Source organism: Vibrio sp. JZG10 (genome assembly GCF_054064075.1).
Map to the genome: position 1 here is coordinate 59,373 of NZ_JBSUGE010000014.1, position 22,269 is coordinate 81,641.

Consider the following 22,269-nt stretch of genomic DNA (forward strand, 5'->3'; position numbering starts at 1 on the left):
TTCCATTACCTGTGCCAAATAAGTTCACAATCTTGACCATTAAACGCCAGATCAACGAACAGATCTGCCACAGCAACGACTCGGTCTTGATACATCAAAATCGGAATTTGACGACGCAGCCAGCTTGGCACATTGTATTCTTGGAACAACTTCTTCAGTTTTCGACTGTGATTACGCGTGGTTGGATGCGCTGATAAGCCTTCCGGATTAAAGGTCACGCGAAGCAATTCTGGCTGACTCGGAAGCGCAATCGTTGCGTTGCTAGAACTCGTCGTTAAGGTCAGCTCCCCTAGCCGCTCTGGAAGCGATAAAACGGTATCGACTTGAATCGTACTTTGCCACTCAGTGACGTCAGCGATTTCCGTTACCCAATAGAGACGATTTCGAAAACGGCGCACTTCACCTTGTTTAAGTTGTAGTTTGGGGTTGGCATCTTGCTGAGCTAATGCGACTTCATTCCAGATAAGATTGAGTTGTACCTGAGTCGGCATACTAGTATTAAGCTTAGCCAGCCACATACGAATCAAGCGCGCACGCGCTAATTCACTGTGCTTAGCCAGTTCTTCAATACTCAAACTTAGATCCGTTTGTAAAGCGCGTTCAAACACCGCGCTCAATAGTTCATCCAATAGCGCTTCTTGTTGAGCACATAAGCTTGCACTGCGCTGAACCGCTTGATGGATACTAGGCCAGCGACCAGACAATTCAGGGATAACACAATGACGAAGAAAGTTACGATCATAACGAGTATCTTGGTTGCTTTCGTCTTCCACCCACTCCAAACCTAATTTAGTAGCCGCGTCTTCGATGGTCTTCCGCTTGATAGTAAGCAATGGTCGAACTAGGGACCCACTAGAAAACGGCATACTCTCCGCCATCGAAGATAACCCTTTTGGCCCGCTGCCTCGCTTAAGAGCAAGGAGAAAAGTCTCTAGTTGATCATCAGCATGTTGGCCGGTCAACAGTATATCGCCTTCTTGAACGTACTTAGTTAAGGCTTGATAGCGAGCTTCACGAGCAAGAAGTTCAATACTTTCACCATTGCTGATGTCTAAGCTCACTCGCTCAATCGAGCATGATATCCCCACTTGTTTTGCCCACAGTAGGCATTTATCAGCCCAATCATCGGCATTCGAGCTCAAACCATGGTGCACATATACGGCGTGGCACTCTATCGAATGCGCTTGTTGATAGCGACTGAGTAATTCGAGTAAAAGACGTGAATCCACTCCTCCGCTAAACGCCAAGACAACCTTAGTGCCTGATTGATAGTAGCGGCCGAGAACTTGAGCAAAATGCGGGTAAAGCGATTCCATAAGCGATCCGATAGGTACAAAAAAGGGCTGGACTCTCATCCAACCCTTTCTATTTTAACTGTTATCACTTGAGATATCAGCTAACGCTTAATTGCAATCACCGAAATTAACAGTAACCGTAGCTCATTAGGCGCTGGTAACGACGTTCACGTAGCGTCTCTTCATCCAATTGTTCTAGATCTTCTAGCTGACGAAGTAGTGTCGCTTTCATATTCGCTGCCATTTGAACATGATCGCGATGAGCGCCGCCTAGTGGCTCTTCAATGATTTCGTCGATCAGTTCAAGCTCTTTAAGACGAGGAGCAGTTAGACCCATCGCTTCTGCCGCTTGCGGCGCTTTGTCAGAATCACGCCATAGGATTGAAGCACAACCTTCAGGAGAGATTACTGAGTACGTAGAGTACTGAAGCATGTTCACGTAGTCGCCTACACCAATTGCTAGTGCGCCGCCTGAACCACCTTCACCAACAACGTTACAGATTACTGGCACTTTAAGACCAGACATCACTTTTAGGTTTTTCGCGATAGCTTCAGATTGACCACGCTCTTCTGCGCCCACACCTGGATACGCACCAGCCGTGTCGATAAATGTGATGATTGGCATATTGAAACGCTCTGCCATTTCCATCAAACGTAGCGCTTTACGGTAACCTTCTGGTTTTGGCATACCAAAGTTACGTTTCACTTTCTCTTTGGTTTCACGACCTTTTTGATGACCGATGATCATCACAGGACGGCCTTCAAGGCGAGCCATACCACCCACAATCGCTTTGTCATCTGCAAACGCGCGGTCACCCGCTAATTCATCAAATTCCTCAAAAGCATGTTGGATGTAATCCAGCGTGTAAGGACGTAGTGGGTGACGAGCCAGTTGAGCTGTTTCCCATGCACCTAGGTCACTGAAGGTTTTTTTCTTCAGCTCTAAGCTTTTCTTCTCAAGCTGTTCGATTTCTTTATCCAGGTCAATCGCAGAATCACCACCGTGACGAGAGACATCACGTAATGCTTCAATTTTCGCTTCTAGTTCTGCAATTGGCTTTTCAAATTCAAGAAAGTTTAGGCTCATCTATGAATCCTTGTTTACTCAGCGTCTAACATATTGCGCTGAATTTTTAGTTAAATTCGAGTTCTACCTGGCTTTTGCCAAGCAACTGTTTTAAATCGTCGAGCAATGTATCACTTGGCGTTACTCGCCACTCGGTGCCCAATGTTAACCGCGCTCTGGCGTCGGCACGCTGGTAGTATACATTGACGGGTACGGTTCCGGCTTTGTGCGGTTCTAAAATACGGCTGAACTGCTCAAAAAACTGATCGTTGATCTGATTTGCATCTATCGATACCGACAAACCACGAGCGTATTTCTCGCGCGCACTGCCGAGATCCATAACTTCACGCGCCGACATTTTAAGGCCACCGTTGAAGTCATCAAAGCTGACCTGTCCAGAAACGACCAAAATTCTGTCTTTTTCGAGAAGTTCAGCGTATCGATCCAGCGCATCGGAGAACAACATCACTTCCATACGACCACTTCGGTCATCCAGTGTCATAATACCAATTCGTGTACCACGCTTGGTCGTCATTACACGAGCGGCAATAACCAGGCCGGCTACCGTGACAGATTGATCGCGGCGAGTGGGCGTTGCGTCTTTTAGTCGACAACTGGTGTATTTGTTTAGTTCCTTTACGTAGGCGTTAATTGGGTGCCCTGTCAAATATAGACCTAGGGTATCACGCTCGCCCTCTAACCACACTTTTTCTGGCCAAGGCGGAACCTGCGTATACTTATGCTCTACTTCTTCAGGCGCATCCGTTAGCACACCAAACATATCCGTTTGACCAAACGCCTCAGCTTGGTGATGTTGACTTGCTGCTTTTACCGCATCATTGAGTGACGCCATCATCGCCGCGCGGTGTGGGCCTAGTCGATCCAACGCGCCCGCGTAAATCAGCTTCTCTATCACTCGTTTATTGACGCGTTTTAGATCAACTCGAGCACAGAAATCAAATAGGTCTTTAAAGTGACCACCATTATTTCTCGCCTCAAGAATCGCATCGATAGGGCCCTCACCTACCCCTTTTATCGCACCAATACCGTAAACAATTGCGCCATTTTCATCAACATTAAAGCGATATAGGCCAGAGTTGATGTCTGGTGGCAGCACGGTGAGCTTCATACGGAAACACTCATCGACCAAGCCAACGACTTTTTCCGTGTTATCCATATCAGCTGTCATTACCGCGGCCATAAATTCGGCAGGATAATGGGTTTTCAGCCAAAGAGTCTGATAAGAAACCAATGCATAAGCAGCAGAGTGCGATTTGTTAAAACCATAACCAGCGAACTTCTCTACCAAGTCGAAGATTTTCATCGCCAACTCGCCATCGATACCGTTCTTTATCGCACCTTCTTCAAAGATAGCACGTTGTTTTGCCATCTCTTCTGGCTTTTTCTTACCCATTGCACGACGGAGCATGTCCGCACCACCTAGCGTGTAACCCGCTAAGATCTGCGCAATCTGCATTACCTGCTCTTGGTACAGGATGATGCCGTAGGTTGGATCAAGCGTCTCTTTTAGCGACTCGTGTTGCCACTTTTCATCTGGATAAGAGATCGCCTCTCGACCATGTTTACGGTCGATAAAGTTATCTACCATGCCCGATTGCAAAGGACCCGGACGGAAGAGTGCTACCAATGCGATAATGTCTTCGAAACAGTCTGGCTGAAGTCGCTTGATCAGCTCTTTCATGCCTCGAGATTCAAGCTGGAATACTGCTGTCGTTTCAGAGTTTTGCAACAAACGGAAAGAGGCAGGGTCTTCTAACGGTATGGATTCAATTTGAACCGGCTCCTTACCTTCTCGCTCTAGACGTGGGTTAATCAGCCCTAACGCCCAGTCAATAATGGTTAAGGTACGTAAACCCAAGAAGTCAAACTTAACTAGGCCAGCGGTCTCAACATCGTTTTTATCAAATTGAGTAACCGGGAAGTGACCTTCAGCGTCTGCATAAATTGGCGCAAAATCGGTAATTGTTGTAGGTGAAATTACAACACCACCAGCGTGTTTACCGGCGTTTCGCGTACAGCCTTCCAAAATATGACACATGTCGATGAGTTCTTTAACTTCCTCATCGGCCTCATACAATTCAGGTAGTGCAGGTTCAGCTTTAAACGCCTTATCTAGCGTCATGCCTGGATCGGGCGGGATCAGCTTTGAAATACGATCAACAAAACCAAATGGATGGCCCAATACGCGGCCAACGTCACGGATTACCGCTTTTGCCGCCATGGTACCAAACGTGATGATCTGAGACACCGCGTCGCGACCATACATTTCTGCAACGTGGTCAATAACCTGGTCACGTTTATCCATACAGAAATCGACGTCGAAATCGGGCATCGAAACACGTTCTGGGTTCAAGAAACGTTCGAACAGCAAGTCGTATTCTAGTGGATCCAGATCGGTGATTTTTAGTGCGTAAGCCACCAAAGAACCTGCACCGGAACCACGTCCAGGACCTACAGGAATTCCATTATCTTTTGACCACTGGATGAACTCCATTACGATCAAGAAGTAACCAGGAAATCCCATTTGGTTGATAACATCTAGCTCTATCTGAAGACGTTCATCATATTCAGGGCGGCGACGTTTTCTCTCTTCCTCATCTGGAAATAGGAACTCTAAACGCTCTTCCAACCCCTCTCGGGATTTCATGACTAGGAACTCAGTCTCTTTCATCCCTTCGGTTGGGAAGGCTGGTAGGAAGTACTCCCCTAAGCGCACAGTCACGTTACAACGCTTCGCTATCTCGACACTGTTTTCTAACGCTTCAGGAATATCAGCAAACAGCTCGCACATTTCTTCTTCTGTACGAAGATATTGCTGCGGACTGTAGTTTTTTGGCCTGCGCGGATCTTCTAATGTGTAACCATCGTGAATCGCTACGCGTATTTCATGAGCATCAAATAGGTCTGGACTCAGGAATACAACTTCATTGGTCGCCACTACTGGCAAGTCTTGCTGCTCTGCCAATTCAACTGCAAAGTGAAGATAAGTTTCTTCATCTGGACGACCGGTACGAAGTAACTCAAGATAAAAGCGATCTGGAAAATGCTGTTTATAAAAATCAACACACCCTTGCACTATTTGACGGTTGCCTTTCAAAAGGCCGCGACCAATTTCCCCGCTTTTACCGCCGGATAATACAATCAGGCCTTCAGACATTTCAGCCAACCAGGCTTTATCAATCACAGGGTGGTGTTGAACATGTCCACGTAAGTACGCTTTTGATATCAATAACGTCAGGTTCTTATAACCCACATTATCCGCCGCAAGCAAAGTCACTTGAGTCAGCTCTTCACCAAACTCGTCCGACTGCATTTTAAAGTCAGCACCAATGATCGGTTTAACACCACTGCCATGCGCCGTACCGTAAAACTTCACCAAACCACATAGGTTGGTAAAGTCGGTCAACGCCATTGCGGGCATACCGAGCTCAGCAACTTTCTTTACGATTGGCGGAACTTTGTTGAGGCCATCCACCATCGAGAAGTCACTATGAACACGCAGGTGGATGAATTTGGGATCTGACATTAACAGGTACCGTGTAACTCTATTTTGTTGGGGATTCTAACCTAAAGAGGTTGGGTTTATAACACCAATTAGATCGTTTGATTATTCTATGCCTAACGCTTTTTTTACTGGCTTGAAACTCTTGCGGTGTTCACTGATCACTCCGTGTTGCTCAATCGCTTCAAAGTGCGCTTTAGTTGGATAACCTTTGTGCTTCGCGAAGCCAAATTGTGGATGAAGTTTATCCAACTCTTCCATCTCTTGGTCACGCACGACTTTGGCAATAATGGAAGCCGCACTGATTTCGGCAACGCGTAGATCGCCTTTTACTACAGCTTGAGCATCCATTGGCAGCTCCGGACAACGATTACCATCAATCAACACCAAATCAGGTTGAACCTTTAACCCCGCCACTGCACGCTGCATCGCAACCATAGTCGCCTGCAAAATATTCAGTTGATCGATTTCTTCAGGAGAACAGCGCCCGACCGCCCACGCCAATGCTTTTTCTTTAATTTCAGGAAGCAGCGCCATGCGTTTCTTTTCGGTCAATTTTTTCGAATCGTTCAAACCTTCAATAGGATTGTTAGGATCAAGGATAACCGCAGCGGTGACGACGTCTCCCACCAAAGGGCCACGTCCGACCTCGTCGACTCCGGCCACAAGCTGGTAACCTTGCGGATATTCAAACGGAGGGAGTTCAACTTTGGTTTTGGTCGCTTTTGGTTTAACAGCCATGATAAATCTCTATTTTTCAATCAGTTTTAGAACCGCGTTTGCGGCTTGTTGATCCGCATCTTTACGGATCCAATGATGCATTTCCGTAAACTTATCTAACATCGGTTTATTGTCGCTTTCCAATAAGCGAGAAACCTCAGCAAACAAATTTTCTGGTATGCACTCATCTTGTAGATATTCTTTGACGAGCTCATCATCCGCCAAGATATTCGGCAATGACACATACTTCGTTTTCAATAAACGTTTAGCTAAGAAAGCGGTAAATGCATTCACACGATAACCCACCACCATTGGACGCTTGAGAAGCATACACTCCAACGCTACGGTACCAGAGGCCAGCATCACGGCATCGGATGCGGTGATGACGTTGCGTGCGGTGTCATCAACTAACTTGAAGTCCAACTCTGGCGCGAGCTCTTTCCATGCTAGCTCAAACTGCTCTCGGCGTTTTTGATTAACAAGCGCGACAACAAACCCCAGTTCTGGAAATTTTTCATGAAGTAACTTGCAGGTTTCAATAAATGGCTCAGAGAGCATTTTTAACTCGCTACCACGACTGCCTGGCAGGACAGCAAGCCACTTTTTATCTTGTTCTAAACCAAGCAACTCACGTGCAGGCGCTTGTTCTGATTCAAGTGGGATGGAATCAGCCAAGGTATGACCAATGAACTCGCAAGGTACATTAAATTTGTCGTAGAACGCTTTTTCAAAAGGAAGAAATGCTAACACCAAGTTCGTTGCCGCTTCTATTTTAAAGATGCGCTTCTGACGCCAAGCCCAAACAGACGGACTCACGTAATGAACGGTTTTAATGCCCGCTTGCTTGAGGTCAAGCTCCAGGCGTAAGTTGAAGTCAGGAGCATCGATCCCGATGAAAACATCAGGCGGATTCTGAGTAAAATACTGAACGAGCTCAGCTTTCACTTTAAGAAGTCTCGGTAAGCGGCCTAAAACCTCGACTAATCCCATCACCGCAAGCTCTTCCATATCAAACAGAGACTCGCAACCTTGGGCTATCATTTTCGGACCGCCAATGCCTACGAACTCAGCGTCTGGATATTGCTGCTTTACTGCTTTGATAAAGCCTTCACCTAGCGTATCGCCAGACAATTCTCCGGCAATGATGCCAATACGTAATGGTCTTTCCATATCTACTTCGCTATTTTTCCTGTGCGCTATGGATAACGGTTTGCCTTATCCATAAAACACAAAAAGATCGTAACCTCAAATTCGGTCACGATCTTTTTATTTATTGGTTCATTCGCCAATTAACGAATAATGCCACGTTCCGTCGTTTCCAGAATATCTGAGAAACGCTTCACAGCCGGCCACTCTTGAGCCATTTCAGCCAGAATAGGCTTCACTTCTTCTAGCGTCTTACCTGAACGATAGATTTCTTTATACGCTTTTTGCAGCGCACGAATCTCTGGTTTCTCAAAGCCGTTACGCTTCAAGCCAACAAGGTTCAAGCCGAAAGGAGTCGCGTGGTTACCTTGCGCGAGTACGTAAGCTGGGACATCTTGCACCACTGCTGAGCAGCCGCCAATGTACGCGTAGGCGCCCACTGTACAAAACGGATGAATCGCAGACAGTGCCATCACACCGGCATAATCTTCAACAGTAACGTGACCACCAAGAATCGAGTTATTACCGATATGAGTATGGTTACCAATAACAACATCGTGCGCAATGTGTGCATTCACACATAATAAGTTGTCATCACCAATGATCGTGGTTGCTTTGTCTTGCACTGTGCCGCGGTGAACTTGGACCGCTTCACGAATGACGTTACGATCACCGATAACCACAGTTGTGTCTTCACCACCGTATTTTTTGTCTTGGTTTTCTTCGCCAATGACAGCATGCGGGAAAATACGGTTATCTTTGCCAATAGTCGTGTGACCTTTGATCACAACGTGAGACATCACTTCTGTGCCTTCACCAATTTCAACCGTAGAGGTGATGTACGTAAAAGGACCTACCGTTACGTTAGCACCAATTTTGGCACCCTCTTCTACCACCGCTGCCGGGTGGATTTTAGCGGTTTCATGAATCATATTAAAACTCTCGACGAGCACACTTCAGTTCTGCAGAACATACCACTTCGCCGTCAACTTTTGCTACACCGCTAAATGCAGCAATGCCGCGACGTTCTTTCAGAAATTCTACCTCAATAACCAATTGGTCGCCCGGAACCACTGGTTTACGGAATTTCGCGCCGTCTACGCTTGCAAAGTAGTACAGTTCATTTTCTGTTGGTGCACCAAATGATTTAAATGCAAGTAAGCCTGTTGCCTGAGCCATTGCTTCTAAAATCAAAACACCTGGGAATACTGGTAGTTGAGGAAAGTGACCTGTGAACTGAGGTTCGTTAACCGACACGTTTTTAATCGCGTGAAGGTACTTCTCTTCTTGGAAGTCTATCACTCGGTCGATCAATAAGAATGGGTAGCGATGAGGTAGTAGCTCTTGAATTTCAGAGATGTTCATCGTTTTCTTTTCAGTAGTCAAAGTCGTCTTCCTATATCAATTTTTTGCCGCCAAGATGGCAAACGTGGCAACAGGTCGTAAAGCCGAATCGCTTTGCAATATACTAGCAAAATACGCACCATCTTGGAGTTAAATCTACTTAGAGCGCGTCATTATAGAAGAAAAAGACCCGCATTTCGCGAGTCTTCTTACAGAATATGGAACTAGAGCTTATTAGCCTTCGTGTTAAATACAGAGCGAAAGATAACTGGCTCTAAATTTCTTCTTTCTGTTCCAGCTGTTTTTCAACCGCTTTTAGGCGCTTATTCATCTCATCAATACGGTGAACTCGAGTTGCAGTTTTACGCCACTCTCTGTTCGTTTGTAGTGGAATACCTGATGAGTAAAGGCCTTTTTCTTCGATACTGCGCATTACCATGCCCATACCTGTAATCGCCACACCATCTGCGATAGTGATATGGCCATTCAGAACAGACGCGCCGCCAATCTGGCAGTACTTACCAATTTTTGTACTGCCCGCGACAATAGTACCACCAGGCATCACGGTACCATATCCGATCTGCACGTTGTGCGCGATTTGAAGTTGGTTATCAAGAATGACATTGTCTTCAATGATAGTATCTTCGAGTGCACCGCGGTCAATCGTAGTACAAGCACCAATCTCAACGCGGTTACCGATACGCACTGAACCAAGCTGAGGAATTTTAATCCACTCGCCTTTGTCATTCGCATAACCGAAGCCATCAGAGCCAATGACGGTGCCCGATTGAACAAGACAGTCATCACCCAATGACACTTCATGGTAGATAGTGACATTAGCCCAAAGCTTGGTGTTATTCCCTAGCTTGGCGTTCTTACCGATAAAACAACCAGCGCCAACGCTTACGTTGTCGCCGAGTTCCACGCCCGTTTCAATCACGGCGTTAGCGCCGATTGTAACGTTCTCACCCATCTTAACGTCAGCGGCAATCACAGCACTTGGTGCAATATCGTCTGCCGGTTTTGGTGTGGTATCCATCGCTTGGACCACACGAGCAAATGCGACATAAGGGTCCGAAACCACTAGCGCATTTCCAACGCATTGCTCTTTATGCTCAGCCTTTACCATAACAACGGTAGCTTGGCACTCAGAAAGGTGTTTTGCGTATTTTGGGTTAGACAAGAAGGTTACATCACCTTCTTGTGCTTTATCCATTGGGGCAACACGGCTTACAACGAGAGACTCGTCACCAAACAGCTCACCCCCGGTAATTGTCGCCAATTCGGCTAATGTTAATGTCTTCATAACTTCTTATTTTAGAGCTTTAATTACGTCTTCAGAGATATTGTATTCTGGCTTGCCGTACTGCAAAGCAGAGATATCAATCACAAGATCGTAACCATTTTTGTCTGCGACTTTCTTAACTGCATCTTGAATCGTTTTGAAAAGCTTCGCTTTTTCTTCAGCTTCACGACGCGCACTTGCTTTTTCAAGTGCTTGTGCTTTCACTTTGTACTCGCTGTCTAGCTTCGCGATATCGATACGTAGCTTTTCAACTTCGTCTTGACCCAAAAGCTCGCCGTCACGTTGTAGCTTCTCAATCTTTGTTTTAGCTTGTGCTTGGATTGACTTCAGTTCATCAGCTTTGCTTTTGAAGTCTTTCTGCATTTTTTGTAGTACAACTTCACGTTGAGGAAGAGCTTGGAAAACTTGAGCTGTATTTACATAAGCAATTTTCTGTGCAGCTTCTGCCGCATTTGCAAACATTGAAGAGCTCAGTACAAGAAGGCCAATCCCAGCCGCTTTGATCATTTTATTCAAAATATTTTCCTCTTTAGAAAGTTCTACCGATAGTGAATGTGAAGAACTCTTCATCATCGCCATCAAATTTCTTAATTGGTTTCGCTAGTGAGAATACTAGTGGCCCCATTGGAGACATCCACTGCAACGCCGCACCGTAAGAAGAGCGGTAGTTGGTTGGATCTGAGTAATCGTAGTAGTAGTTAGCACCCGAAATGTTGCTATTTTCTCGATAATCAAACTCGGTATCCCAAACACTTGCCATATCAAAGAAGATACTGGTACGAATTTGGTTTTGTACTTCCTCTGATGCGAACGGCGTTGGAACGATCAACTCAATACTTGCTAATGCGACTGCGTTACCACCGACTGAATCATCTGTCGCAATATCTGTACCATTGTTAGAGCCGGATGTATCGCGGTAAACCGCTTTAGGGCCAACAGAGTTTGAGCCAAAGCCACGAAGCGATGTAAAGCCACCTGCGTAGTAGTTTTCGTAGAATGGGAACAAGTTATCGTTACCATCCGTTTGACCGTAACCATTACCGTAACCTAAGCGGCCACGGAACAAGAGGGTAAACTCATGCTTTTTAGTTAATGGTACATACTGGCGAACATCGTACTGCAGTTTAAAGTATTGAACGTCAGAGCCAGGTACGGTCATTTTATAGAATGCACGTTGGTGGTTACCTGCCGTTGGGAAGTAACCACGGTTTAAGTTATTACGTGTCCAAGAGATATTGAAGTCGAAGTCGTTCGTATTCAATGCCCCACTTGAATCTATATTATCTTTTTGCGCTTCTAAGAACTGCTCTACCTGTAGGTAAGGAGATAAGTTACCGATCTTGTTGTGCGTATAACCGACACCGAATTCAAAACGGTTCAGCTCATCGAATGGGAAGCCCCACGTTAAGCTCGCACCATAGCTTTCGTTGGTATAGTCAACGATATTGGCTTCTTTCGCTTCAAATTCGTTGTAGAAGACCTTACCACCTAAGCTAACACCGTCTAAGTTCCAGTACGGGTCTCGGTAATCTAGACTGATGTTTTTCTGGTAGTCATTCATCATCGCGTTGATACCAACACGGTTACCGCTACCAATGAAGTTATCTTGTTGCAGACCGACCTGGAAGCTCACGCCTGATTCGGTACCGTAGCCAACACCGAAGTTAACGCTACCAGAGTTCGCTTCTTTGACAGAGTAAACTAGGTCGACTTGATCATCACTACCTGGCACTCGAACGGTTTGTACTTCAACATTTTCAAAGTAGCCCAAACGGTTTAGACGAGTTTTACCCGTTTCAATCGATTTCGAGTTCAACCAACTGCCTTCCATCTGACGCATTTCACGACGAAGAACTTCATCTTTGGTTGAGTTATTACCCGTGAAGCGGATATCACGTACGTAAATACGGTTACCTGGATCGACGTTAACGACCAAAGAAACTTCTTGATTCTCGTCGTCAAACTCAGGAATGGTATTCACTTGTGGATAAGCGTAGCCGGACTCACCAAGCACACGTTTAATACCCTCTTCCATTGAAGTGACCAACGAGCCGTTGTACGTCTCATTGTCTTCAAATGGTACAAGTCGTTCGAACGTCGCTTCCTCACCGATCAAGTCACCACGGAACTTTACGTCCTTGACGGTATAAACCTCTCCCTCTTCTAAGCCAAGAGTAATGTATACCCCTTTCTTGTCAGGAGAGATTGCAACTTGTGTCGAATCAACGTTAAATTTTAAGTAACCGCGGTCCAGATAGAATGATTTGAGCGCTTCAATATCACCTGCAAGCACTTGTTTTTGGTACTTTTCGTCAGACAGGAAATTCCACCACGGCACATCAACATTCAAGTTAAAACGAGAAAGAAGGTCCTCATCGCTGAAAACTTCATTGCCGATAAAATTGATTTGCTGAATTTTTGCCGACACGCCTTCAGTAAAGACAAACTTTAGGTCAGAACGGTTACGTGGCAGTGGAGTCACCACAGCTTTTACTGTGGCGTTGTATTTACCTACGCTGTAGTAAAAGTCTTCTAAGCCTTTTTCAATGTTGCTTAGCGTGGTGCGGTCAAGCGCTTCGCCTTCACGAACACCAGATGCGTTCAGGTTTTCTTGTAGCTGCTCGTCCTTGATTGCTTTGTTACCAGAAAATGAGATGCTGGCAATGGTAGGACGCTCTTTGACTTGAACCATCAGAACGCCGCCGTCACGTAACACTTTCACATCTTCAAAGTTACCAGATGCATACAGTGCACGGATAATCTCTGCAACATCGCCTTGGCCAATGGTATCACCGACACGTACAGGCATTTTCAACAACGCAGCACCCAGTGCTACACGCTGCAATCCATCGATTTCAATATCTTGAACTACGAAGTTCTCTGCTCCATTTGCAGATACACTGGTCGCCAGTAAACTTGCAAATAGAATTCGCTTAATCGCCATACTTGTTCTAATTATTCCTTGCTACTGCTTTTGTCTCTGAACTATCACAGACGAGTAAAATCATTAAATAGCGCTAACGCCATGAGCGAGAAGATGATCGCACCACCAATTCTAAAACCCATTTCCTGCACTCTCTCAGGAACGGGACGTCGAATGACTGCTTCAATTGCAAAAAACAACAAATGACCGCCATCCAACATTGGTAAAGGAACGAGATTAATAATACCTAGGTTAACACTAATTAGAGCGAGAAAACCTAAAAAGTAGACCAAGCCATAATCAGCCGTCGCACCTGCGCCTTTGGCTATTGATATTGGACCACTCAGATTATTCAGACCAACGTCACCAACAATCAGTTTCTTAAGCATGCTGATTGTCAAGCCAATGACTTGGCCGGTTTTGTCTACCGCCTTACCTACTGACTCGAATACACCAAACTGAAGGTCGAAGCGATAACTTTCTGGCCATTCTGCGACTTTAGGTGCAATACCTGCAAAACCAACGACTTCTTTGTTAGCTAGCTCACGGCTACCAGGCGTCAGCGTTAATGTTTGCTCATAGCCCTGACGCAATACCGTTAATTCAATCGGTGTATCAGGATTAGAGCGAACCGCTTCAACAACTTGCTTCCACTCCGTGATGCGTTGTTCACCAATAGCGACAATCTCATCACCTGGAAGCACACCTGCTTTTTCCGCCGCTCCACCTTGCGAAACCTGTTCGATAACGCGATATACCTCCGGTGTATACGGCGCAAAACCTAACGACTGCATCGCAGACTGAGTTTCAGGGTCGAACTCCCATTCGCGCAGATCGAGAGTTTTCGTTACTTCTGAACCAACTTCATTCGCTGACGTCAGTGTTACTGTCATCAAATCATCGCCAATATGAGAAATCAATCCCATATTTACCGATTCCCAATCCGGAGTTTTGATACCAGATATCGATTTAAGTTCCATTCCTGATTCAATTCCGGCTTCTGCGACGATCGAATTGGGCGTAACTTCACCAATTACTGGCTTAACTGCTGGGATACCAATAAGAAATACGAGCCAATAGGCGAAAATTGCGAAAAGGAAGTTAAAGATAGGGCCTGCCGCAACAATAGAGGTTCGCTTCCATAGCGGCTTCTTATCAAACGCTAAGTGCTTCTCATGTTCTGGCACCTCATCAACACGGCTATCAACCATTTTTACATAGCCGCCGAGAGGGATCATTGAGATGCTGTACTCCGTTCCGTCTTTGCCTACCTTACTCCAGATAGACTTACCGAAACCGATTGAAAACTTTTCAACTTTCACGCCGCAACGGCGAGCAACCCAAAAGTGCCCAAACTCGTGCACAGCGACAAGAATGCCCAGTGCGACGATAAAAGAAATGAGATTCCACAATATACCAGTCATCAGATACGCTCGCGTATGGTTTCTAGGGCAATAGTTCGTGCCATTCTATCTAGCTCTAACAAGCTTTCCAAGCTATTCGCATTCTCAGCTTTGCAGCTTGCATTGATTTTATTCAACACAGACTCATTGATGCGAGCGATATCCGTAAAACCTAGGCTGTTATTTAAAAATGCATCAACAGCGACTTCATTCGCTGCATTCAGTGCCGTTGTTGCATGTTGACCTTCATAACAAGCGTCAATTGCTAGTTTTAGACATGGGTAACGAGCAAAATCAGGTTGCAAAAACGTCAATTCGCCAATTTGCGTGAAGTCTAGTGGCTTAACCCCAGCTTCAACCCTTGATGGGTATGACATAGTCAGTGCAATAGGGGTCGCCATATCCGGCTCACCCATTTGTGCCAAAACCGAACCATCGCGGTATTGAACCATTGAATGAATAACAGACTGCGGATGAATAATAACCTTTAGCTGCTCGCGAGCCGCATTAAACAACCATTTAGCTTCGATATACTCTAAGCCTTTGTTCATCATCGTGGCTGAGTCAACGGAAATCTTTGGTCCCATCGACCAGTTTGGATGGGCGATCGCCTGTTCAGGAGTCACCTTTTCCAGTTCTGCGATGTCAGTGTAACGGAAAGGACCACCAGAACCAGTCAGCAAAATATGAGAAATGCCATGTTCTTGTAAATTACAACGACCTAAATTGGTTTGTACTTGCTGTGGTAAGCACTGGAAAATAGCATTGTGTTCACTATCGACGGGAAGTAGCTCCGCACCAAACTCTTCTACGGCATCAATAAATAACTGGCCTGACATGACCAGTGCTTCTTTATTTGCCAACAATACTCGCTTACCAGCTTTCACAGCAGCCATGGTAGGCAGTAGACCAGCCGCTCCGACAATAGCAGCCATCACACTGTCAACTTCGTCCAATGAAGCAATATGGCATAGAGCATCCACACCACCTAATACTTCGGTGTTTGGCGAAACCAAATGTAACTCAGATTGGAGTTGAATCGCTGCGGCTTTGTCCGCCATTACCGCGTATTTAGGTTGCCACTGACGACATAGCCCGATCATCTTTTCAACGTTGGTGCTTGCCGCTAAGGCAACGACAGAAAACAGCTCTGGGTTTTGTTCGACCACTTTAAGCGTGCTTGCACCAATAGATCCAGTAGCACCAAGAATCGTTAACTTTTGCATGTTGTAAGACCGTTAGAAAGCTCAGGAGCGACAATGCCGCTCCTGATAAATTAGAATACGTAGTAAAGAAGAGCAAAAACTGGGAATGCTGCGGTTAGGCTGTCAATACGATCGAGCACACCGCCATGTCCTGGGATAATGTTGCTGCTGTCTTTAATGCCTGAGACACGCTTGAACATACTTTCCACCAGATCGCCGAGCACTGATATAACAACAGTAACCAACGTAATCAACACCATATGGACAGGACTGGAGAACTGAATATCAAACCAATCAGCAAATGCCCACGCCACGATCAATGCCGTGATAATGCCGCCAATAAGCCCTTCAATGGTTTTATTCGGACTGACATGTGGCGCCATTTTACGTTTGCCTAAGCTTTTGCCTGCAAAGTAAGCACCGCTATCTGCAGCCCATACCAAGAAACAAACGTATAACACGAGCTTTGCTCCGTGGTATGGATCTACCGTAATGTCATGAGCTCTAAGAATAACTACACTCCAAAGGAATGGAATTAATGTCAGAAAACCAAACACATGGCGTAAAACAAAATTATTTTGCCAAGATTTCGTTGTTTTGGGATAAGTAATCGCCATTAAGCTAGCAATAATCCACCAAACAAAACCAAGGCCCAGCACAACATAATGAGGCGTTGCTAAATGGTTGAGGCTATGTGCGTCAGGCGAAATATATAGAAAACTAAGTCCGGTAACAATGACTGCCGGAACGAGGGCAGCAAAGCGAGAGTTGCTTCCTGTAAATTGAGTCCACTCCCAAAAACCTAATAGGGTAATTGCAGTTAAAGCGGCAATAAAGCCCATTAGGGGTAATTTAAAAATGCCTAAAATAACCAGGGGAGCTAAAATTAGTGCTGTTATTATTCTCTGTTTCAAACTAACTAGTCCTTATTGAGCTGCCATCAATGCCTTTATTTGTTCACCTGTACAGCCAAAACGACGTTCTCGATTGATAAACCAAGTTACAGCTTCAACTAAGCTGTCTTCGTCGAATTCCGGCCAATACTCGGGTGTAAAGTACATTTCTGCATAAGCCATTTGCCACAACATAAAGTTGCTGATGCGACACTCTCCACTGGTACGAATCAAAAGATCCACTTCAGGTAAGTCTGCCATGGTCAAATGCTCAGTGATTAGCTGCTCATTGATATCCTCTACACGAATCTCACCGTTACGTGCTTTTAACGCTAACGTTTTGGCCGCTTCTGTGATGTCCCACTTACCGCCATAATTGGCTGCAATGTTGATCACCATCCCCGTGTTACCTGCCGTTAGATTTTCAGCTTCTACAATCTTCTTTTGTAGACGCTCACTAAATCGACTGGTATCACCGATCACGCGCAACCGTAAATTATTTTTGTGTAGTTTTTTTACTTCACTAGACAGGACCGTGATAAACAGTTCCATCAAAAGACCCACTTCTTCCTCCGGACGACGCCAGTTTTCACTACTAAAAGCAAATAGCGTCATGGCTTTAATGCCAAGCTTTGAAGCAGCAGCCACGGTCTTACGAACGGCATTAACGCCTTTTTTGTGACCAAATACGCGAGGTTTTCCTTTGGACTTAGCCCAACGGCCATTACCGTCCATAATGATGGCAATATGCTTAGGAAGGGAATCAGAGAAGGCTTGAGAATTTTGCATAGGGAGTTAATTGAGTTCCATCAGTTGGATAGACTAACATAAAAAAACGCTGAGCTGTGAGCACAGCGTTTTCCAACAGTGATGTGTGTGGGAGTATTAAACTTCCATCAACTCTTTTTCTTTTGCAGCAAGAACTTCATCGATCTTCTTAACTGCAACGTCAGTTAGTTTTTGAATTTCGTCTTGTGCTTTACGATCTTCATCTTCAGAGATTTCTTTATCTTTTAGAAGCGCTTTTAGATCGTTGTTTGCGTCACGACGGATGTTACGAACAGCAACACGACCACCTTCAGCTTCACCACGAACAATCTTAACTAGGTCTTTACGACGCTCTTCCGTTAGTGGTGGAAGTGGAACACGGATGATAGTACCAGCAGACATAGGATTTAGACCAAGATCAGACGTCATGATCGCTTTTTCTACTTTCGGAGTCAGCTCTTTATCGAAAACCGTGATTGCAAGTGTACGTGCATCTTCAGCAATAACGTTTGCTACTTGGTTTAGAGGTGTTGCTGCACCGTAGTATTCTACAGAAATACCAGATAGTAGGCTTGGGTGTGCACGACCTGTACGAATTTTAGAAAGGTTGTTCTTAAGCGCTTCAACGCTTTTATCCATGCGCTCTTGCGCGTCTTTTTTGATTTCGTTAATCACAGTTTCACCTTAAAAATGTCATCTTTCCTGAAGAAAGCCTAAAACGGTTGAGCAAAGCAAACGCCACCCTAACGCTTTGGGTGGCACCTTGGGACAAGCTTATTCGTTGATTAGCGTGCCTTCTGCTTCGCCCATAACCACGCGACGTAGTGCGCCTGGCTTGTTCATGTTAAATACGCGGATTGGCATTTTGTGGTCACGAGCTAGCGTAAACGCCGCCAAGTCCATCACTTTCAGCTCTTTATCCAGAACTTCTGCGTAAGATAGCTTATCATACAGCTCTGCGTCTGGGTTTGCTACAGGGTCAGCAGTAAATACACCATCAACTTTCGTCGCTTTTAGTACAACATCCGCTTCGATTTCAATACCACGTAGGCAAGCAGCAGAATCCGTTGTAAAGAACGGGTTACCCGTACCAGCAGAGAAGATGACAACACGGCCTTGGCGAAGCTCACGGATCGCATCAGCCCAATTATAGTCGTCACATACGCCTTTTAGAGGAATGGCAGACATAACGCGCGCATTCACGTATGCACGGTGAAGAGCATCGCGCATCGCTAGGCCATTCATTACTGTAGCAAGCATACCCATGTGGTCACCAACTACGCGGTTCATACCAGCTTCAGCAAGGCCTGCACCACGGAACAAGTTACCGCCACCGATAACTACACCAACCTGAACACCCAGTTCAACCAGTTCTTTCACTTCTTGTGCCATGCGATCAAGGACCGCAGGATCAATACCAAAACCGTCTTCACCTTGAAGAGCTTCACCACTCAGTTTTAATAGAATACGTTGATACGCTGGTTTAGGGTTCGTAGTCATGGAGTTTACCTTCCAAAGAGAGTTGTTGATTAACAGTCATGAATAGACACAAATTCAGTTATGGCTATTCATCACGGCTAATCGTTCACTGCTCATAAAAAGACCGCAGCCAAGGCTACGGTCTAATCTTTATACAGTCTCTAAGGATTAACCTTTTTGAGCTGCAGCAACTTCTTCAGCGAAGCTCATTTCTTCTTTCTTCTCGATACCTTCACCTACTTCTAGGCGAACGAATGTAGAAACTGAAGCGCCTTTTTCTTTCAGCATTTCACCTACAGTTTTCTTAGGTTCCATGATGAAAGCTTGACCTGTTAGAGAGATCTCGCCAGTGAATTTCTTCATGCGGCCAACAACCATCTTCTCAGCGATTTCAGCAGGCTTGCCTTCGTTCATTGCGATTTCAACTTGAACCGCTTTCTCTTTTTCTACTACGTCAGCTGGTACGTCTTCTGGGTTAACGAACTCAGGCTTAGAAGCAGCAACGTGCATTGCAACGTGCTTAAGAGTTTCTGCGTCGCCTTCACCAGCAACAACAACACCGATTTTCTCACCGTGACGGTAAGAAGCAATTGCAGTGCCTTGAACGTATTCTACGCGACGGATAGTGATGTTTTCACCGATTTTAGCTACAAGAGCTACACGTGCGTCTTCGAATTGTGCTTGTAGCTCTTCAACAGTCGCTTTTGAAGCTAGAGCTGCAGCTGCAACTTCTTCTGCGAATGCAGTGAAGTTACCGTCTTTAGCAACGAAGTCAGTTTGGCAGTTAACTTCAAGAAGAACAGCAACGCCGTTTTCTTCTTTGATGATGATTGCGCCTTCAGCTGCAACGTTACCAGCTTTCTTAGCTGCTTTCGCTGCGCCAGATTTACGCATGTTTTCAATTGCTAGTTCGATGTCAGCGTTTGCTTCTACAAGCGCTTTCTTACATTCCATCATGCCAGCGCCAGTACGCTCGCGAAGTTCTTTAACTAGAGCAGCAGTTACAGTTGCCATTCTGTATTCCTCGTTTGATTCGAAATAAGGTAAAAAACAGGGGCCTAACATTGTCGGCCCCCATTGCTAACTATAACTTAGTTTATGCTACACAAAGGTTTCACATAGACCAAGTGTGACACAGAGCCGCTATTATTCAGCTTCTACGAAACCGTCTTTTTCAGCAACTGCAGCTACGTCTTTGTTACGACCTTCAGATACTGCTGAAGCAGCAGCGTTCAGGTATAGCTGTACAGCGCGGATCGCGTCGTCGTTACCTGGGATTACGTAGTCAACGCCGTCTGGGTTAGAGTTAGTATCTACCACAGCGTATACTGGAATACCTAGGTTGTTAGCTTCTTTAATTGCAATGTGTTCGTGATCAGCGTCGATTACGAATAGAGCGTCTGGTAGGCCGCCCATGTCTTTGATACCACCAAGAGATTTCTCTAGCTTCTCCATTTCGCGAGTACGCATTAGAGCTTCTTTCTTAGTTAGTTTGTCAAAAGTACCGTCTTGAGATTGAGTCTCTAGATCTTTTAGACGCTTGATAGACTGACGAACTGTTTTGTAGTTTGTAAGCATACCGCCTAACCAGCGGTTGTTTACGTAAAACTGGTTGCTTGCGATTGCAGCTTCTTTAACAGCTTCAGATGCAGCGCGCTTAGTACCTACGAATAGAACTTTACCTTTCTTCTCGCCAACTTTAGCTAGTTCAGCTAGAGCGTCGTTGAACATTGGTACAGTTTTTTCTAGGTTGATGATATGAACTTTGTTACGAGCGCCAAAGATGAATGGCTTCATTTTTGGGTTCCAGTAACGAGTCTGGTGACCGAAGTGAACACCAGCTTTTAGCATATCGCGCATTGATACAGTTGCCATTTTAAATTCCTCTATGGGGTTAGGCCTCCACATTCCCCATAACTCCGACCAAGCTTCTGCTCAGCACCCCGGAATATGTGACGGAATGTGTGTGATTTAAAGATAAAAGGTTATTCGGATGAAGCTTGCTTCGCCGCTTAGCTTTGCTAAACGAAGAGAACAGTCCTCTATTCCGGCGCGCTTTATACCATATTTTAGCTCACTGTGGCTAGTAAAAATTATTTCTTCACCGTGCCACTTTCTCCTATTTATAAGCAAAACTTTAAACATACGATCGAATTAAGAATGATGCATATTCCTATCTAACTTGGGTTAACGCCCCGATGTCTGATAGAATGCGGCCATTCGCACGTTTACGTGCTTAGGAATAAGTAGAGAAAGCCAATGTCAATCAAGATTAAAACTGCTGAAGAAATAGAACGCATGCGCATTGCGGGCAAGCTGGCCGCAGAGATTCTAGAAATGATCGAACCACACATCAAAGTTGGTGTGACGACAGAAGAGTTGAACAAAATCTGTCATGAGTACGCTCTAGAAAAAGGCGCATACTCTGCTCCGCTTGATTACCATGGTTTCCCTAAGTCGATTTGTACTTCAATCAACCATATCGTATGCCACGGTATTCCAGCAGAAAAAGACGAAATCGGTAGCAACGGTCAAATGAAGCCGGCGGTACTAAAAGATGGCGACATCTTAAACGTTGATATTACCGTAATCGTTCCAAATGACGAAAATGCGGATCTGAGCGTGCGTCCTCAAGGTTACCATGGTGACACTTCTAAGATGTTCCTAGTCGGTGATGTTTCACCTGCAAACAAACGTCTATGCATGGTTGCTCAAGAAGCACTGTATGTTGGTATGCGTACCGTTAAGCCAGGTTCAACAGTTGGTGACATCGGTACAGCTATCGAGAAATACATCAAAGAGAACAACAAAAACAACCCTCGCAACAAGTTTTCTATTGTGAAAGACTTCTGTGGCCACGGTATCGGCGATGAGTTCCATGAAGAACCACAAGTGGTTCATTACAAGAACAAAGACCGCCGCGTACTAAAAGAAGGCATGTGCTTTACTATTGAGCCGATGATTAACGCAGGTAAATTTGGTTGCTCTGTTGACGCTCAAGACGATTGGACCGTTTACACAGGCGACGGCAAGAACTCTGCGCAATGGGAACATACCATTGTTGTAACAAAAGAAGGTTGTGAAGTACTGACGCTTCGTAGCGACGATACAATTCCTCGCCTAATGAAAAACGCGTAAAGCTGACGACCACTCGTTGTTTACTATATCCCTGCTTCGGCGGGGATATTTTTTATCTGC

19 protein-coding genes are annotated in these 22,269 nt (G+C 45.3%); 1 reads left to right on the forward strand and 18 read right to left on the reverse strand.

All coding sequences use genetic code 11. The features are described 5' to 3' along the window. Positions 1 to 5 precede the first annotated feature (5 nt). From tilS to rpsB, 18 genes are all read right to left on the reverse strand, one after another. Positions 6 to 1,316 carry a tRNA lysidine(34) synthetase TilS gene (gene tilS, locus ACWYVB_RS16020; protein ID WP_395222206.1) on the reverse strand — a complete coding sequence of 437 codons (1,311 nt, stop codon included), beginning with the start codon at positions 1,314 to 1,316 and terminating at the stop codon, positions 6 to 8. A gap of 106 nt (positions 1,317 to 1,422) precedes the next feature. After that, entirely contained in the window at positions 1,423 to 2,382 is a 960-nt protein-coding gene (accA, locus tag ACWYVB_RS16025; protein ID WP_005380365.1) for an acetyl-CoA carboxylase carboxyl transferase subunit alpha, read from the reverse strand. Positions 2,383 to 2,428: 46 nt separating this feature from the next. Next, the gene (dnaE, locus tag ACWYVB_RS16030) at positions 2,429 to 5,908 is read right to left on the reverse strand and encodes a DNA polymerase III subunit alpha (RefSeq protein WP_282149668.1); all 3,480 of its coding nucleotides are present in this window, start codon (positions 5,906 to 5,908) and stop codon (positions 2,429 to 2,431) included. An 81-nt stretch (positions 5,909 to 5,989) separates the two neighbouring features. Continuing rightward, positions 5,990 to 6,625: a ribonuclease HII gene (gene rnhB, locus ACWYVB_RS16035; protein ID WP_253643887.1), complete on the reverse strand. Its 636-nt coding sequence runs from the start codon at positions 6,623 to 6,625 to the stop codon at positions 5,990 to 5,992. 9 nt (positions 6,626 to 6,634) lie between these two features. After that, positions 6,635 to 7,774, reverse strand: a complete 1,140-nt coding sequence (gene lpxB / locus ACWYVB_RS16040) for a lipid-A-disaccharide synthase (RefSeq protein WP_395222207.1) — start codon at positions 7,772 to 7,774, stop codon at positions 6,635 to 6,637. Between the two features lie 119 nt (positions 7,775 to 7,893). Further along, positions 7,894 to 8,682 (reverse strand): acyl-ACP--UDP-N-acetylglucosamine O-acyltransferase, encoded by a 789-nt coding sequence (gene lpxA / locus ACWYVB_RS16045; protein ID WP_203347008.1) that lies wholly within the window; start codon positions 8,680 to 8,682, stop codon positions 7,894 to 7,896. A gap of 1 nt (position 8,683) precedes the next feature. Continuing rightward, a complete protein-coding gene (fabZ, locus tag ACWYVB_RS16050) occupies positions 8,684 to 9,136 on the reverse strand; it encodes a 3-hydroxyacyl-ACP dehydratase FabZ (protein WP_005380349.1) in 453 nt (150 codons plus the stop codon). Between the two features lie 232 nt (positions 9,137 to 9,368). Next, on the reverse strand, positions 9,369 to 10,400 hold the full coding sequence (lpxD, locus tag ACWYVB_RS16055) for a UDP-3-O-(3-hydroxymyristoyl)glucosamine N-acyltransferase (RefSeq protein ID WP_065645509.1): 1,032 nt from the start codon (positions 10,398 to 10,400) through the stop codon (positions 9,369 to 9,371). Positions 10,401 to 10,406: 6 nt separating this feature from the next. After that, complete coding sequence (locus ACWYVB_RS16060) at positions 10,407 to 10,916, reverse strand: OmpH family outer membrane protein (protein WP_005391804.1); 510 nt, start codon at positions 10,914 to 10,916, stop codon at positions 10,407 to 10,409. A 13-nt stretch (positions 10,917 to 10,929) separates the two neighbouring features. After that, positions 10,930 to 13,344, reverse strand: a complete 2,415-nt coding sequence (gene bamA / locus ACWYVB_RS16065) for an outer membrane protein assembly factor BamA (RefSeq protein ID WP_047008880.1) — start codon at positions 13,342 to 13,344, stop codon at positions 10,930 to 10,932. Positions 13,345 to 13,388: 44 nt separating this feature from the next. After that, positions 13,389 to 14,747 carry a sigma E protease regulator RseP gene (gene rseP, locus ACWYVB_RS16070; protein WP_085344093.1) on the reverse strand — a complete coding sequence of 453 codons (1,359 nt, stop codon included), beginning with the start codon at positions 14,745 to 14,747 and terminating at the stop codon, positions 13,389 to 13,391. Continuing rightward, positions 14,747 to 15,952, reverse strand: a complete 1,206-nt coding sequence (ispC, locus tag ACWYVB_RS16075) for a 1-deoxy-D-xylulose-5-phosphate reductoisomerase (RefSeq protein ID WP_047008882.1) — start codon at positions 15,950 to 15,952, stop codon at positions 14,747 to 14,749. The genes rseP and ispC overlap by 1 nt, the downstream gene beginning before the upstream one ends. Before the next feature lie 50 nt (positions 15,953 to 16,002). After that, positions 16,003 to 16,845 carry a phosphatidate cytidylyltransferase gene (locus ACWYVB_RS16080; protein WP_048625888.1) on the reverse strand — a complete coding sequence of 281 codons (843 nt, stop codon included), beginning with the start codon at positions 16,843 to 16,845 and terminating at the stop codon, positions 16,003 to 16,005. A gap of 12 nt (positions 16,846 to 16,857) precedes the next feature. After that, the gene (locus ACWYVB_RS16085; RefSeq protein WP_006741661.1) at positions 16,858 to 17,613 is read right to left on the reverse strand and encodes an isoprenyl transferase; all 756 of its coding nucleotides are present in this window, start codon (positions 17,611 to 17,613) and stop codon (positions 16,858 to 16,860) included. 96 nt (positions 17,614 to 17,709) lie between these two features. Then, entirely contained in the window at positions 17,710 to 18,267 is a 558-nt protein-coding gene (frr, locus tag ACWYVB_RS16090; RefSeq protein WP_005380330.1) for a ribosome recycling factor, read from the reverse strand. A gap of 99 nt (positions 18,268 to 18,366) precedes the next feature. Next, positions 18,367 to 19,092 carry a UMP kinase gene (gene pyrH, locus ACWYVB_RS16095; RefSeq protein ID WP_005380329.1) on the reverse strand — a complete coding sequence of 242 codons (726 nt, stop codon included), beginning with the start codon at positions 19,090 to 19,092 and terminating at the stop codon, positions 18,367 to 18,369. 147 nt (positions 19,093 to 19,239) lie between these two features. Then, positions 19,240 to 20,085: a translation elongation factor Ts gene (gene tsf / locus ACWYVB_RS16100; protein WP_012841502.1), complete on the reverse strand. Its 846-nt coding sequence runs from the start codon at positions 20,083 to 20,085 to the stop codon at positions 19,240 to 19,242. A gap of 132 nt (positions 20,086 to 20,217) precedes the next feature. Then, positions 20,218 to 20,946 carry a 30S ribosomal protein S2 gene (gene rpsB, locus ACWYVB_RS16105; protein ID WP_012841501.1) on the reverse strand — a complete coding sequence of 243 codons (729 nt, stop codon included), beginning with the start codon at positions 20,944 to 20,946 and terminating at the stop codon, positions 20,218 to 20,220. A gap of 384 nt (positions 20,947 to 21,330) precedes the next feature. Here rpsB and map point away from each other — a divergent pair, with 384 nt between their 5' ends. After that, entirely contained in the window at positions 21,331 to 22,209 is an 879-nt protein-coding gene (gene map, locus ACWYVB_RS16110) for a type I methionyl aminopeptidase (protein ID WP_005380326.1), read from the forward strand. Positions 22,210 to 22,269 lie beyond the last annotated feature (60 nt).